The organism is Epibacterium sp. MM17-32 (assembly GCF_022348205.1).
Classification (GTDB): domain Bacteria; phylum Pseudomonadota; class Alphaproteobacteria; order Rhodobacterales; family Rhodobacteraceae; genus Epibacterium.
In genome coordinates this window covers 280281-294734 of the sequence record NZ_JAKRFC010000004.1, presented here as the reverse complement: position 1 = coordinate 294734, position 14454 = coordinate 280281, and the positions used below count along the sequence as shown (strand labels likewise).

Sequence of the window (14454 nt, the reverse complement as noted above, 5' to 3'; positions counted from 1 at the left end):
CTCAGGGGCGATGATGGCAATCGGGTCAGGAGGGGTCGTTTGATGCGGCGCGTGATCTTTCTCGCAGTGGTCGGGGGCTTGGGCCTCGTGGCGCTTGTGTCGCTGGGTATCTGGCAGATGCAGCGGCTGACGTGGAAAGAGAACATCCTCTCCACCATCGAGACGCGCATCACCGCCGCGCCGGTGCCCTTGCCGGATGCCCCCACGATCGAGGCGGACCGGTATCGCGCCGTGACGATCTCGGGCGAGATCGAGCCCGAAGAGCTGCATGTCTTTTGGGTCACCGAAGCGCAGGGGGCGGGCTACCGCGTGATTTCGCCTTTCGTGACCGACACCGGCCGCCGTATCCTTGTGGATCGCGGCTACATCCGGGCCAAGGATAAGGACGACACACGCCCCGCAGGGGCCGCGACCCTCACTGGGAACCTGCTCTGGCCGGATGAGGGCGACTGGACCACCCCGCCGCCGGAAGAGGATACCAATATCCTCTATGCCCGCGACATCGCGTATATGTCCGACCGTCTGAACACCGAACCGCTGTTGGTCGTGGTGCGTGCGGGGGCCGAAAATCCCACACCGCTGCCGGTTTCTACCGAAGGCATCCCGAACAACCACCTGCAATATGTCATCACATGGTTCTCGCTCGCCCTGATCTGGGCGGCCATGACCGCCGCCTTTCTCTTGCGTACGCGCGCCAAAACCTGACAGGAACTGACGCCATGAAATATATCTCCACCCGCGGCCAAGCGCCTGAACTCACCTTCGAAGAAGCGATGCTGACGGGACTTGCCCGTGACGGCGGGCTCTATGTCCCGGCAGAGATCCCAACGCTCTCGGCTGAGGAGATCGCGGGGTTTGCAGGGCTTCCCTACGAGGAGGTCGCCTATCGCGTGATGTGGCCCTATGTGTCCGGCTCTTTCACCGAAGACGAGTTCAAGGGCATCATCGCCCGCGCCTATGCAGGGTTTGAACATGCCGCCCGCGCGCCGCTGAAACAGATGGCCCCGAACCACTTCCTGCTGGAGCTGTTCCACGGCCCGACGCTGGCGTTCAAGGATTTCGCCATGCAGCTCATTGGTCAGCTGTTTCAGGTCGCGCTCAAACGCCGGGGCGACAGCGTGACCATCGTCGGGGCCACCTCTGGCGATACAGGCTCGGCGGCGATCGAGGCCTTTCGGGGTCTGGATGCGGTCAACGTCTTTATCATGTACCCGCATGGCCGGGTGTCGGAAGTGCAGCGCCGCCAGATGACCACGCCGGATGACGCCAATGTCCACGCACTCGCCGTGGATGGCGATTTCGACGATTGTCAGGCTGCGGTCAAAGACATGTTCAACGATTTCGATTTCCGCGATTCGGTGCATCTGGCGGGCGTGAACTCGATCAACTTTGCCCGCGTGCTGGCGCAGGTGGTCTACTACTTCACCGCCGCCGTGGCGCTTGGTGCGCCGCATCGCAAGGTGTCCTTCACCGTGCCCACCGGCAACTTCGGTGACATTTTTGCAGGCTTCATTGCGCGTCAGATGGGCCTGCCGATCGAGCAGCTCGTGGTGGCCACCAATCAGAACGACATCCTGCATCGCTGCCTCTCGGGCGAGGGGTATTTCAAAGGCGAAACCATCCCGTCGATTTCGCCCTCGATGGATATTCAGGTGTCTTCGAACTTTGAGCGGGCCTTGTTCTACGCCTACGATCAGGACGGTGCGGCCGTGGCGCAGCTGATGGAAGAGCTGAAAACCGGCGGTGGCTTCAACGTGAGCCAGGGCGCAATGCAGGCGCTGAGCGAGATCTATACCTCGGGTCGCGCTTCCGAGGAAGAAACCTCCGCGACCATCAAATCGGAACTGGCCGCGTCGGGCGAGCTGTTGTGTCCCCATGGTGCGGTTGGCGTGAAGGTCGCCAATGAGCACCTTCAGGATGGCGTGCCCATGGTCACGCTCGCCACGGCGCATCCGGCGAAATTCCCGGCAGCGGTCGAAGATGCCTCTGGCGTGCATCCGCCTCTTCCCCCTCGCATGGCAGATCTGTATGAAAGGTCGGAACGGGTGACCCGGATCGCCAATGATCTTGGCACCATCGAAGATCACATCAGAAAGCACATCGCCAATTGACCGTTAAACAAGACACCCTGCCAAACGGGTTTCGTATCGTCACTGAGTATATGCCGGGGCTGCAATCCGCAGCCCTTGGCATCTGGGTTTCGGCAGGGGGCCGCCATGAGCGGCTCGAACAGAATGGGGTGGCCCATTTCCTTGAACATATGGCGTTCAAGGGCACGAAGCGGCGCACCGCACTGCAGATTGCCGAGGCCATCGAGGACGTGGGCGGCTATATCAACGCCTACACCAGTCGCGAGGTCACGGCCTATTATGCGCGCGTGCTGAAGGACGATGTGGACCTCGCGCTCGACGTGATCGGGGACATCGTTCTGAACTCGGTCTTTGACGAGCGCGAGATCGAGGTCGAGCGCGGCGTCATCCTGCAAGAGATCGGTCAGGCGCTGGATACACCGGACGACATCATCTTTGACTGGCTACAGGAAGAAAGCTACCGGGATCAGGCCATTGGCCGCTCGATCCTCGGTCCGGCCGAACGGGTGCGCAGCTTTACCAAGGAAGACCTGCGCCGTTTTGTGGCCGAACACTACGGCCCCGGCCAGATGATCCTGTCGGCGGCCGGTGCGGTTGACCACGACCGGCTGGTCAAAGCCGCGACAGAGATGTTTGGCGATCTCGAGCCCAAACAGCAGGACGTGGTGGAGACCGCCAGCTTTGTCGGCGGTGAGGCCCGGCGCGACAAGGCGCTGGAGCAAGCTCATGTGGCGCTGGCCTTTGAAAGCCCCAGCTACCGCGCCGACGACATCTATATCGCGCAGATCTATGCGGCGGCCCTTGGTGGCGGCATGTCCTCGCGGCTGTTTCAGGAAGTGCGCGAAAAGCGGGGCCTGTGCTACACGATTTTCTCTCAGGCGGGCGCCTATGAGGACACGGGCATGATGACCATCTATGCCGGCACGGCGGGCGAACAGGTCGCCGATCTTGTGGGCATCACCGTGGACGAGCTGAAACGCGCCGCCGACGATATGTCCGATGCCGAGGTCGAGCGCGCACGTGCGCAGATGAAGGCGGGCATGCTGATGGGGCTGGAAAGCCCTTCGAACCGCGCCGAACGTCTGGCACGACTTGTGCAGATCTGGGACCGCGTGCCCAGCCTTGAGGCCACAGTCGAGAAAATCGACGCGGTGACCACTGCGGACGTACGCGCCATGGCGGCACAGATCGCGCGCGAAGCGCCTGCGGCCCTTGCTCTTTATGGTCCGGTCGCAGATGCGCCGAGCCTTGAGGAGATCGCCCGGAGGCGCGCTGCCTGATGCTTCTGGCCCGTCGGACGGTGAAACTGGAGACGGAGCGTCTGACGCTTCGCCCGCCGGTGCACGCGGATTTCCGGTACTGGGCCTTTCTGCGTCAGCAGAGCAAAGATCATCTGGTTCCGTGGGAACCAGCCTGGTCGCCCGATCACCTCAGCCGCAAATCCTTTACCAACCGGGTCTACTGGGCCAAGCGGTCCATTGCACAGGGGTCGGCCCTGCCGCTGTTCCTGATCCGGCGCGAGGATGACCATTTGGTCGGGGCCATCACGCTGGATAATATCCGGCGCGGTCCGGCTATGGCAGGCACCATCGGCTATTGGACCGGCACGCAGTTTTCCCGCCGGGGCTACATGCGCGAGGCCATCGGCGCGGTGGTCCACCATGCCTTTACCCGCCTGGACCTGAGCCGGATCGAGGCCGCCTGCCTGCCGGAAAACGCCGCCTCTCGCGGGCTCCTGGAACGCTCCGGTTTCAAATACGAAGGTGTGGCGCAGTCCTATCTCCAGATCAACGGGCGCTGGCGCACCCATGTGCTCTATGCCGCGCTGCGCAATGATCGCCGCGGCAAGACCATGGTGGGGCAGGCCTGAGGGCTTTTAGACCCGCACAGCACGTTTTTTGCGTGACCCGGAGCGCAATCGACCTAAACCAGAAGAATGCGAGTGATGTTTTGGTGTGTGCTCACGGCTGGCCTGGCCGTCCTGGCTGGTGCGGTCTCCGCTCAGGAGCGTCGTGCCAGCCATTGTATTGCGCTGGCGGAAGCCGCGCCCGGGATAGAATATCTGCATCAGGCGAGCTGGCAGGATCCGCTGCCCGATAGCGCCTCCGTGCGGATCCACTACATCGACCATGCGTCCTTTCTGATCCAGACCGCCGGTGGGCTGAATGTCGTCACCGACTTCACGGGCTTTCTCGGGACCGCGCCGCTAATCCCCGATGTTGTTACCATGAACCACGCCCATGGAACCCATTGGACCGAATTTCCGGACCCTGCGATCCCGCATGTGCTGAGGGGCTGGGGCGCCTTTGGCGAGGGCATCGACCACCATCTGGACCTCGACGAGATGCTGATCCGCAATGTCTCCACCGACATCCGGTCCGGTAGCGGGGTGGAGCCCAATGGCAATTCCATCTTTGTGTTCGAGGTTGCGGGCCTGTGCATCGGCCATCTTGGACATCTGCATCACGTGCCCACACCGGCGCAGTTTGCGGCTCTCGGGCGGCTTGATGTGGTGATGGCGGCGGTCGATGGCGGCACCACGCTGCCATTGCCAGATATGCTCGAGGTGCTGGGGCGGCTGCGGTCCTCGGTGGTGATCCCGATGCATTGGTTTGGCGAGGTCACGCTGGAACGCTTTCTCAGCCGCATCGGAGAAAGCTATGCGATCGAACGCGTGAAGGGCCCGGAGCTTGTGGTCTCCCTGCGCAGCCTGCCGGACCGGCCCACGGTCTATGTTCTGCGGCCCGCGTTTCTGGCTGCCGCGCCGTGATCCGTCCAAGAGACTTGCCTTTGCTGTGCGGATTTCGGATGCAGTGGCTATGACATTGAACCCTGCCGATCCCGACTTTCTTGATGCCCTGTCTGCCCGTCTACCTGCGGATACGCTCCGCCGACCGGAGGCGCGCTACCTTGAGGAGCCGCGTGGCCGCTACACGGGGCAAGCGACGGCGGTGGCCTTGCCACGCACCACGCAGGAGGTGGCAGAGATCATCCGCGCCGCGCATGACGCGCATGTCGGGGTGGTGCCCTATGGCGGCGGCACCGGATTGGTTGGCGGGCAGGTGATGCCCGAGGGGCCCGCGCCGCTGCTGTTGTCGCTCGAACGGATGCGGAGCATTCGCGCGGTCTATCCGGAGGAAAACGCGCTCATCGCCGAGGCGGGCTCGGTGCTGGCGGAGGTGCAGGCGGCGGCCTCCGACGCGGGGCGGCTGTTCCCCCTGTCGCTTGCGGCCGAAGGCACGGCCCAGATCGGTGGCAACCTTGCGACGAATGCGGGCGGCGTCAACGTGTTGCGCTACGGCAATGCGCGCGATCTTTGCCTCGGGCTGGAGGCGGTCCTGCCCACGGGCGAGATCTGGCATGGCCTGTCACGGCTGAGGAAAGACAACACCGGCTATGATCTGCGCAATCTGCTGATCGGAGCGGAGGGCACACTGGGTGTGATTACCGCTGCGGCGCTGAAGCTCTCGCCCATTCCCGCCAATGCCGGCACGGCGATTTTCACCGTGCCGGACCCCTCTGCGGCGGTGGCGCTGCTGGCGCTGGCGCGGGATGCCGTGGGCGAGGCGGTGAGCGCCTTTGAGCTGATCCATCGTCAGGGGCTGGATTTTCTGGCCGAGAAACTGCCGGATTTGCGCCAGCCGTTCGATCCCCGCCCGGACTGGTGCGTGCTGATCGAGCTTGGCCTCGGCAAGGGGCAGAACGCCGAGGACGCGCTGGCCGATCTCTTTGGTCTCGCGATGGAGGCGGGCCTTGCCACGGATGGCGTCATCGCGCAGTCAGAAGCGCAGCGTCAGGCGCTCTGGGCCCTGCGTGAGCATATCCCCGAGGCCAACCGGCTGATCGGTTCGGTGTCGAGCCATGACATCTCCGTGCCGATCTCGCGTATCCCGGATTTCATCCCCGCCGGCTGGACGGCCATTGCAGAACTGGATGCCTCGCTCCGGATCAACTGTTTTGGTCATCTGGGGGATGGCAACCTGCATTACAACGTCTTTCCGGGGGCAGGGCGGTCGCGTGCGGAATACGAGCCCCTGCGCGCAGAGGTCAAACGCATCATTCATGATCTTGTGCATGACTATGGCGGCTCCATGAGCGCGGAACACGGGATCGGGCGCCTCAAGGTCGCGGATCTGGAACGGTATGGCGACCCGGTAAAGCTGGCCGCCATGCGCGCCATCAAAACGGCGCTGGACCCGCATGGGATCATGAACCCCGGCGCGGTGGTCGCCTAGCGCAAGACAGCCGCGTAGCGGTGCCCCGCCTGCGGGCCGGGCACCTGCGGTAAAATCCCTTGCTCGGTGCAACAGCCGCTTGCCAAACCGCGCCCCGCTCGGCCATAGGTCGACAAACACCGGCAGGAGAGATCCAAATGACAGAGACCATGATCGCCGTGATCGGCGGCTCCGGCATCTATGATATCGACGGGCTGGAGGGGGCCGAATGGCGTCGCGTCGACAGCCCCTGGGGCACCGCTTCGGATGATATCCTGACCGGACGCTTCGACGGCGTGAAAATGGCCTTTTTGCCGCGACACGGGCGCGGTCACGTGCATGCGCCGACCGATGTGCCTTACCGTGCCAATATCGACGCGCTCAAGCGGATCGGTGCAACCGACGTGATCTCGGTCTCCGCCTGCGGGTCCTTCCGCGAGACGATGGCGCCGGGGGATTTTGTGATCGTGGACCAGTTCATCGACCGGACGTTCGCGCGTGACAAAAGCTTCTTCTCCTCCGGCTGTGTCGCCCATGTTTCGGTGGCGCATCCAACCTGTCCCCGGCTGGGGGATGCCTGCGAGGACGCGGCCCGCGCCGCCGGAATCACCGTGCATCGGGGCGGCACCTATCTGGCGATGGAGGGGCCGCAGTTCTCCTCGATGGCGGAATCGAAGATGTACCGCGATGTCTGGGGCGCCGATGTGATCGGCATGACCAATATGCCCGAGGCCAAGCTCGCCCGCGAGGCGGAGCTTTGCTATGCCTCGATCGCCATGGTCACCGACTATGACAGCTGGCACCCGGATCATGGCGCCGTGGACATCACCGAGATCATCGCCACCTTGCAAGGCAACTCCGACAAGGGCCGGGCGCTGGTCAAGGGGCTGCCCGCACGCCTTGGGGCCGACCGCGCCCCCTGTCCGCACGGCTGTGACCGGGCGCTGGAGTATGCCATCATGACGGCACCGGACAAGCGCGACCCGGCGCTGCTGGCCAAGCTCGACGCGGTTGCCGGACGCGTACTGGGCTGACGCCAACGGGCAACAGTATCGCTCAAGATCCCGGGTGGGCAGGAAAAATTTCCGTGCCCATCTTTCATTCCACGCCCCTCGTTCCTTTGTTAAGGACAGGTGGAACTGTTTCCAAACGCAGGGAGGGCGTCGGAATGACCCGCACAGGTGCGCGATTGACCGGGATCGATATGGCACGGTTCCTGGCCTATTGCGGCATGGTGCTGGTGAATTTCCGACTGGCGGCCGAAGTTCAGCCCGCCGCGGACTTTCCCTCGCTGATCACCAACGCGCTGGAAGGGCGCGCGGCGGCCCTGTTTGTGGTGCTGGCGGGCGTCGGATTGGCGCTTGGGCGTCCGGATGCGGTCACCATGGTGAAACGGGCGGCCTTCCTGATGGGGGCAGGCCTGTTGAACCTGTTGATTTTCGAGGCCGACATCCTGCATTTCTACGCGCTCTATTTCCTCTGTGCGCTGCCCTTCCTGCGCGCGTCCGGGCCGGTGATCTGGGGCGTGATCGTTGCCCTGCTGATCGCAAGCGTGGCCATCCACGCCGGGCTTGACTACGACCAGAACTGGGATTGGGACAGTCTGGAGTACACCGGGTTCTGGACCTTCCCCGGATTCCTGATGCATTCCTTCTTCAACGGTTGGCATCCGGTACTCCCCTGGCTGGCGTTCCTTCTCTTTGGTCTCTGGCTGGGTCGTCTGGATCTGGCCGACCGGCGGGTGCAGCTGCGCATGCTGGGTCTTGGCCTTCTGGCAGCTGGCCTGGGCGCGATCCCGGGGCAACTGGTCTCCGATCCGGAGCTGCTGCCGCTGTTCGACACCGCAATGATACCGCCGGGCCCGACCTATCTTGTCGCGGCCAGCGGCAGCGCGGCAGCCGCGCTTGGGGCGGTGCTTCTATGTGCGCCCATGCTGGAGCGCGCCGGGCTGGGCGCATGGCTCACGGCACCGGGACGGCAGGCGCTCAGCCTCTATATCTTTCACATCCTGTTCGGGATGGGACTACTGGAGGCGCTGGGCCTCTTGGGGGGCAGCCTGACGACGACGGAGATCCTGATCTACAGCCTCGGGTTCTGTGTCTTGTCGGCGATCTATGCGCGGGTCTGGGCGCTGGCCTTTCGCCATGGCCCCCTGGAGGCGTTGATGCGGTGGAGCACGGATCGCCGGCGTCCCGCCTGACCACTGGTGCGGGGCCTGACGCTCCGCTAGCCCTTTTTGTTCTTCTTCACGAAGTCCCGCATGAAATGACGGATCTCGCGCGCGGCCGAGGTATCCAGCGCTTTGCACAGTTCCACAAACGCGTCGCGCTCGGCCTTGTCCAGCCGCAGAACCAGCTGGCTGTCCTTCTTCGACGGCTTCTCTTTTGACTTCTTGTTCACGGTCGTCCTGGGGCTTGTCCTTGAAAGATGGCAAGGAGCTGTATATACATTGCATATGCAGCTTTGCACTGCATATCCGAGCATGAGTATTTGTAAACGATAAGGAGAGTTCAACAATGAACCTGCATGTAGCCCGAAATTTGCTGACCACTCGCCGCCACGACTGGCTGCGGCGTCACCTGTCTTGGCTGCCCGAAGGCCTGTACCGGACCTACCTGACCAAGCGGAAATAGGCAGCTGTGCCACAAACGCGGACACGCACGGGCCCTTGAGGGGCGTTGACGCTTGCACGGCGGGCGTGCTTCGGTCACACCGCACAGGTCCGGCGGTTTGAGGCGCAGTCCCAGGTCGGATGTGAACCGATCCAGGAAGCCAAGTCAGGGACCACCGCCCCATGAGCACGTCGAAAACCGTCAAGGACTACATCCGCACCATCGTCGATTTCCCGCACGAAGGGATCATGTTTCGCGATGTGACCACCCTGTTTGCCGACCCGCGCGGGTTCCGCATGGCGGTGGACCAGATGCTGCACCCCTATGCCGGTCAGCGCATCGACAAGGTGGTGGGGCTCGAAGCCCGCGGTTTTATCCTCGGCGGGGCCATCGCGCATCAGTTGGGCACCGGGTTTGTGCCCGTGCGCAAGAAGGGCAAACTGCCCGGCGCGACCATCTCGCAGGAATACAAGCTGGAGTATGGCGAGGCAGTGGTCGAGCTGCACAAGGACGCCATTCAGCCCGGCGAGAAAATTCTCGTGGTGGATGACCTGCTGGCCACCGGTGGTACAGCCGGTGCAGGGATCAAGCTGATCGAGAAGCTCGGCGGCGAGATCATCTCCTGTTCCTTTATCATCGATCTGCCGGAACTTGGTGGGCGCACGCATCTCGAAAACCTCGGGATGGACGTGCATGTGCTCTGCGAGTTCGAAGGGCTCTGACGCCCGCAACGCCCCCGGATCACTCACAGGCGATCACAGCTTCACACGCAGGTGTGACTGGATTTCTGAACAGCCCCCGGCTTAGGGGGCTTTTCCCTTGTGTCAAACGGGCGGTGGCAAAGATCCGCCAGATCCAGATCGGAGCTTGTTTCGTTGTGCTCTACAGATGTCGCGGTCGCGACGTCCATTGTGACAGAGACAAGAGGAGTTCCACCATGTTCCGCAAGTTTGCACTCGGTACCGTTGCCAGCTTTGCCGTCGCCACTGCCGCCTTTGCGGGCGGTCATTCCAAGGACATCGTCGATATCGCGTCGGGCAACGACAACTTCGACACCCTCGTCGCGGCCGTGACCGCCGCTGATCTGGTCGATACGCTCAAGGGCGACGGCCCCTTCACCGTCTTTGCGCCGACCGATGCTGCCTTTGAGGCCCTGCCGGAGGGCACCGTCGAGGAACTGCTGAAGCCCGAAAACAAGGAGCAGCTGATCTCCGTGCTGACCTACCACGTGGTGCCGGGCAAGGTGATGTCCTCCGACCTGACCGACGGCATGAAGGCCGCCACGGTGCAAGGCGCTGAGATCACCGTCGACATCGACGGCGGCGCGATGGTGGATGAGGCCAAGGTCATCCAGGCCGACATCGAGGCCGAGAACGGCATCATCCACGTGATCGACAAGGTCATCATGCCGGGCAGCTAACAGCGCGCCCACCGTTTTCCTATCATGCCACTCACTCACGGCATCGGGGAGCCTTCGGGCTCCCCGTTTTTTTGCGGCGGAGCGGGCATGTGAGCCGGGTGTGGGAGAGGAGGTTCGGCTCGGACGCAGCGCTGGCGGTTTCACCGACGGATCCGCACCCTGGTGCCACTGAACTGCGCAGGTAACGCGGTTTCGGGGGGTGATTTCTGGCCATCTCTTGTGTCGCAGGGGCATTGGCGCTAACAGGCGCACAAATCTTCCTTCCCAAATTTACAGGTATTGGTGGCATGACACGCGGCATACTGGGCCTATTGGCCAAGAATATCTCTCCTCCCAATCTTTCCATCATGCAGGACGAGGGCTTTACCGTGGCTCGCGTGCGCACCGAGCTTCTGTCAGGGCTGACCGTGGCGCTGGCGCTGGTGCCGGAAGCGGTCGCCTTTGCCTTTGTTGCCGATGTGCACCCGTTGGTGGGGCTTTATGCGGCGTTCCTGGTGGGGCTGATTACGGCGCTGATCGGGGGGCGGCCGGGCATGATCTCTGGTGCGACCGGCGCGCTTGCGGTGGTGATGGTGGCGCTGGTGGCCGATCACGGCGTTGAATATCTGTTTGCCGCGGTGGTGCTGATGGGCATCTTCCAGGTGATTGCCGGTGTGATGCATTGGGGCAAGTTCATCCGCCTGGTGCCGCATCCGGTGATGCTGGGCTTTGTGAACGGTCTGGCGATCGTGATCTTCCTGGCGCAGCTCAATCAGTTCAAGGTGCCCGGGAGCGTGGAAAACACCGGCCATGGCGCCGGTGGCGGCGCATGGCTGGCCGGTCCGCAACTGGCGACTATGCTGGCGCTGGTGGCGCTGACCATGGCGATCATCTGGGTAATGCCGCGACTGACCAAGATCATTCCGGCACCGCTGGCAGGCATCGGCATCACCGCGGTGATCGTGATCGCCTTTGGTCTTGATGTGCCGCGGGTCGGCGATCTGGCCTCGATCGAGGGCGGGCTGCCGATGTTCCACATCCCGATGGTGCCGTTGACCTGGGAAACCTTGCAGATCATCCTGCCCTATGCGGTGATCCTGGCGGCGATCGGTCTGATCGAGAGCCTCCTGACCCTGAACCTGGTGGGCGAAATCACCGGCAAGCGCGGCGGCGCAAGCCAGGAGTGCATTGCACAAGGGACCTCCAACATCGTGACCGGCTTCTTTGGCGGCATGGGCGGTTGTGCGATGATCGGTCAGTCGATGATCAATGTGAACTCCGGCGGGCGCACCCGGATCGCGGCGATCGCGGCGGCCTTGTTCCTGCTGGCGTTCATCGTTGTCGCCTCGCCCCTGATCGAGCAGATCCCGCTGGCCGCCCTGGTCGGGGTGATGTTCATGGTGGTGATCGGGACCTTTGCCTGGAACAGCTTCAAGATCATGACCAAGGTGCCGCTGATGGACGCCTTTGTGATCGTGCTGGTAACGGTTGTGACCGTCATGACCGACCTGGCGATCGCGGTTGTGGTCGGGGTCATCGTGTCGGCGCTGGCCTATGCCTGGAACAACGCCCGCCGCATTCACGCCATCACCCGCGACAGTGTCAGCGAAGCGGGGGCCAAGGTTTATGAAATCCAGGGGCCACTGTTTTTCGGGTCGACGGATGGGTTCATCGAGCTGTTCGACGTGCAAGGCGACCCGGATGTGGTGATCGTGGATTTCGCCGCCTCGCGTGTTGTCGACCAGTCCGCGCTCCAGGCGATCGAGGCGGTGGCCGGGCGCTATGCCGCGGCTGGCAAGACCTTGCAGCTGCGCCATCTGAGCCGGGATTGCCACGAATTGCTGTCCAAGGCCGGCCATCTGATGATCGACAGTGACGATGACCCGGAATACGGTCTGGCGGTCGACTACTCGGTGAAGACAGGTATCCTCGGCGGCCACTGAGCGTGGGGCGTCAGGTCAGTTAAGCGGTCGCGGTCCCATGCGGGACCGCGGCTTTTTTGTGTTTGGGATGCGGCTCGGATTCACCAAAGCAGCAGTCTGCGCAGCCATCCTCGCCTGACTCCGGCCTGACGGACCGTGCCCCATCGCGACAAGGAAAATGGCCGTATCCCCGCCCGTGCGGGCGCGGAGCCTCGGCAATTTGCCTTGCACGCCGCGCCCCGGCCCATCCGTTCGGGATCAGGCGAGGGTGGCTCCGAAGCAGCAGCTTTCAATCGGGGGCGAGCGCCTCCAGCATGTCGAGATCGCCGGAGGTGATGGCCGGTTCTGCGCGCAGGATCAGCTCGGCCGGCCAGTCCCACCATTTCAGCGCCAGGAGCCGTGCAATCTGGGGCTTGGGGAACCGATGGCGGGCAATGCTGGCCGGATTGCCTGTCATGATCGCGTAGGGGGGAACCGTGCCGCGCACCACGGCACCGGCGCCGATGATGGCCCCGTCGCCGATGCGCGCGCCGGGCAGGATCAACGCGCCGTAGCCGATCCAGACATCATTGCCGATCACCGTGTCGCGGGTGTCCGGCTGAAACCCGGCCATCTGCGCCGGATCAAAGACCGGGAAGGGGTAACAGCTGAGGCCCTCCTGCGCGTGATTGGCCGAGGCGGTGATGAACTTCACCCCATGGGCGATCTGGCAGAACCGGCCGATCTTGAGCCGCTCGCGCGCGCCGGCAAACAGATAGGGAGCGAGGTGGCTGCCCCAGTCGCGGGGTGGGTCGAAATCCGACGCATAGGTGTAATCGCCGACAATGAAATTCGGGTTGTCGACCGCCTGTGCCAGCTGCACGGTCCCTGCATGGGGTGTCCCGTCCGGCAGCACAATCGGATGGCGTTGTTTGGGATCAGGAAGCGGCATCTCAGTCGTCCGGGCGCGACAGGGAGAACAGGTCGTTGACCTTGGCATAGTCACGATACCCAAGGCGCGAGAGCGGCTGGTATTTGGTCACGTCAAAGATCCCGTCCACAAGGCAATCATCGCGCAAATGCACGCCAACCACCTCGCCAAAGGCCACTTTGTTGGCCTCGCCGGGCAGGTCGATGATCTGGGTGAGCTTGCACTCCAGTGCAGCGGGCACGCCTGCGACACGGGCGCAATTGATCGTTTCGCACGCGACCGCCTCAAGCCCCGCATGGGCAAACTCGTCGACGCCCTTATCAAGCGCTGCGGAGGATTTGTTCATCTGATCGCGCATGGCATATTCAACGATATTGACGCAAAAGACGCCAGTCTCGCGGATATTGGCCATGGAATCCTTGGTGCCGTCCTGATCCGCCTTGGTCGAGGTGGAGGCAAACATCACCTGCGGCGGCACATAGGCAACGGCATTGAAAAAGGAATAGGGCGCGAGATTGTTGACGCCTGCGCCGGAGCGGGTGGAGATCCAGCCGATGGGGCGGGGGGTCACGACGGCGTTAAACGGATTGTGGGGCAGGCCGTGGCCATCCTCGGGGCGGTAGAACATTCTATGTCTCCAAGTGTTTGCCCCAGACTTACGCCCGTGCTAGGGCGAAATCCACCCCCGCGTCGAGTTGGCCCCTTGGTCGCAGAGCGCAGCTGACGGAGCCAGAGACACGTGATCACCATCGCGCCGGAGATGCCGGAGGATTCCTGGGAGGTGGAAGCCCTCTATGACCTGTGCTTTGCGCCGGGGCGGACGGCCTTGTCGTCCTATCGGTTGCGCGACGACGTCGCCCCGGTGCGCGCGCTCAGTCAGGTGGCGCGCGACAGCGATGGCATTCTGGCAGGCGCGATCCGGTTCTGGCCGGTGCATGTGGGGGATCGTGACGCGCTGCTGTTGGGGCCGGTGGCGGTCCATCCGACCCGGCAGGGCGAGGGCATCGGTGCCTCGTTGATCCGCGACAGCCTGTGGAAGGCGGAGCACAGCCATTGGCAGCGAGTAATCCTGGTTGGCGATGCGCCCTATTACCGCCGGTTCGGTTTTGAGCGGCTCGAAGGCGTTGTAATGCCGCCTCCGACCAACCTGGAACGGGTGCTGGGGCTCAGCCTCTCGGAGGCGGGGTGGCACGGGGTGCAGGGGCCGGTCACCCGCTGGCACGGTGCGGTGCAGGGGTAACGCTTGTGTCCGGCTGCGATGGCCAGACCTTGAAACCGTGCCCTGGGCTGCTGATCTCTTGTAGCAG

General features: G+C 63.4%; 15 protein-coding genes. 12 read left to right on the top strand and 3 right to left on the bottom strand.

Translation table 11 applies throughout. The features are described from left to right. The first annotated feature begins 42 nt into the window (after positions 1 to 42). The 8 genes from MHM88_RS09320 (at position 43) to MHM88_RS09285 (ending at position 8504) form a co-directional block, all read left to right on the top strand. On the top strand, positions 43 to 705 hold the full coding sequence (locus MHM88_RS09320; RefSeq protein ID WP_239363456.1) for an SURF1 family protein: 663 nt from the start codon (positions 43 to 45) through the stop codon (positions 703 to 705). A 14-nt stretch (positions 706 to 719) separates the two neighbouring features. Continuing rightward, positions 720 to 2111, top strand: coding sequence for a threonine synthase (gene thrC, locus MHM88_RS09315; RefSeq protein WP_239363453.1), 1392 nt, complete (start codon positions 720 to 722; stop codon positions 2109 to 2111). Further along, on the top strand, positions 2108 to 3370 hold the full coding sequence (locus tag MHM88_RS09310; protein ID WP_168611046.1) for a pitrilysin family protein: 1263 nt from the start codon (positions 2108 to 2110) through the stop codon (positions 3368 to 3370). The genes thrC and MHM88_RS09310 overlap by 4 nt, the downstream gene beginning before the upstream one ends. Beyond that, positions 3370 to 3960 carry a GNAT family N-acetyltransferase gene (locus MHM88_RS09305; protein ID WP_239324778.1) on the top strand — a complete coding sequence of 197 codons (591 nt, stop codon included), beginning with the start codon at positions 3370 to 3372 and terminating at the stop codon, positions 3958 to 3960. The genes MHM88_RS09310 and MHM88_RS09305 overlap by 1 nt, the downstream gene beginning before the upstream one ends. A 75-nt stretch (positions 3961 to 4035) precedes the next feature. Further along, entirely contained in the window at positions 4036 to 4860 is an 825-nt protein-coding gene (locus MHM88_RS09300; protein WP_239363672.1) for an MBL fold metallo-hydrolase, read from the top strand. Between the two features lie 49 nt (positions 4861 to 4909). Beyond that, positions 4910 to 6325 carry an FAD-binding oxidoreductase gene (locus tag MHM88_RS09295; RefSeq protein WP_239363450.1) on the top strand — a complete coding sequence of 472 codons (1416 nt, stop codon included), beginning with the start codon at positions 4910 to 4912 and terminating at the stop codon, positions 6323 to 6325. 137 nt (positions 6326 to 6462) lie between these two features. Beyond that, on the top strand, positions 6463 to 7338 hold the full coding sequence (locus MHM88_RS09290; protein WP_239363447.1) for an S-methyl-5'-thioadenosine phosphorylase: 876 nt from the start codon (positions 6463 to 6465) through the stop codon (positions 7336 to 7338). A 134-nt stretch (positions 7339 to 7472) separates the two neighbouring features. Then, positions 7473 to 8504: a DUF418 domain-containing protein gene (locus tag MHM88_RS09285; RefSeq protein ID WP_239363444.1), complete on the top strand. Its 1032-nt coding sequence runs from the start codon at positions 7473 to 7475 to the stop codon at positions 8502 to 8504. A 26-nt stretch (positions 8505 to 8530) separates the two neighbouring features. Here the strand turns inward: MHM88_RS09285 and MHM88_RS09280 are convergent, their stop codons facing one another. Further along, positions 8531 to 8704, bottom strand: coding sequence for a hypothetical protein (locus MHM88_RS09280; RefSeq protein WP_239324770.1), 174 nt, complete (start codon positions 8702 to 8704; stop codon positions 8531 to 8533). A gap of 394 nt (positions 8705 to 9098) precedes the next feature. On the opposite strand from MHM88_RS09280, the gene MHM88_RS09275 reads away from it, so the two are divergent. The 3 genes from MHM88_RS09275 to MHM88_RS09265 all read left to right on the top strand — a co-directional run bounded on the left by MHM88_RS09275 (position 9099) and on the right by MHM88_RS09265 (position 12258). Next, complete coding sequence (locus MHM88_RS09275; protein ID WP_239324769.1) at positions 9099 to 9638, top strand: adenine phosphoribosyltransferase; 540 nt, start codon at positions 9099 to 9101, stop codon at positions 9636 to 9638. Positions 9639 to 9853: 215 nt separating this feature from the next. Beyond that, positions 9854 to 10336, top strand: coding sequence for a fasciclin domain-containing protein (locus MHM88_RS09270; RefSeq protein WP_239363442.1), 483 nt, complete (start codon positions 9854 to 9856; stop codon positions 10334 to 10336). 287 nt (positions 10337 to 10623) lie between these two features. After that, a complete protein-coding gene (locus MHM88_RS09265) occupies positions 10624 to 12258 on the top strand; it encodes a SulP family inorganic anion transporter (RefSeq protein WP_239324767.1) in 1635 nt (544 codons plus the stop codon). 268 nt (positions 12259 to 12526) lie between these two features. On the opposite strand, the gene MHM88_RS09260 is transcribed toward MHM88_RS09265, so the two are convergent. Together MHM88_RS09260 and MHM88_RS09255 are read right to left on the bottom strand one after the other, a co-directional pair. Then, a complete protein-coding gene (locus tag MHM88_RS09260) occupies positions 12527 to 13168 on the bottom strand; it encodes a CatB-related O-acetyltransferase (protein WP_239363440.1) in 642 nt (213 codons plus the stop codon). A gap of 1 nt (position 13169) precedes the next feature. Further along, positions 13170 to 13775, bottom strand: a complete 606-nt coding sequence (locus MHM88_RS09255) for a flavin reductase family protein (RefSeq protein WP_239363438.1) — start codon at positions 13773 to 13775, stop codon at positions 13170 to 13172. Positions 13776 to 13886: 111 nt separating this feature from the next. Here MHM88_RS09255 and MHM88_RS09250 point away from each other — a divergent pair, with 111 nt between their 5' ends. Next, positions 13887 to 14387 carry a GNAT family N-acetyltransferase gene (locus MHM88_RS09250; protein WP_239363425.1) on the top strand — a complete coding sequence of 167 codons (501 nt, stop codon included), beginning with the start codon at positions 13887 to 13889 and terminating at the stop codon, positions 14385 to 14387. Positions 14388 to 14454 lie beyond the last annotated feature (67 nt).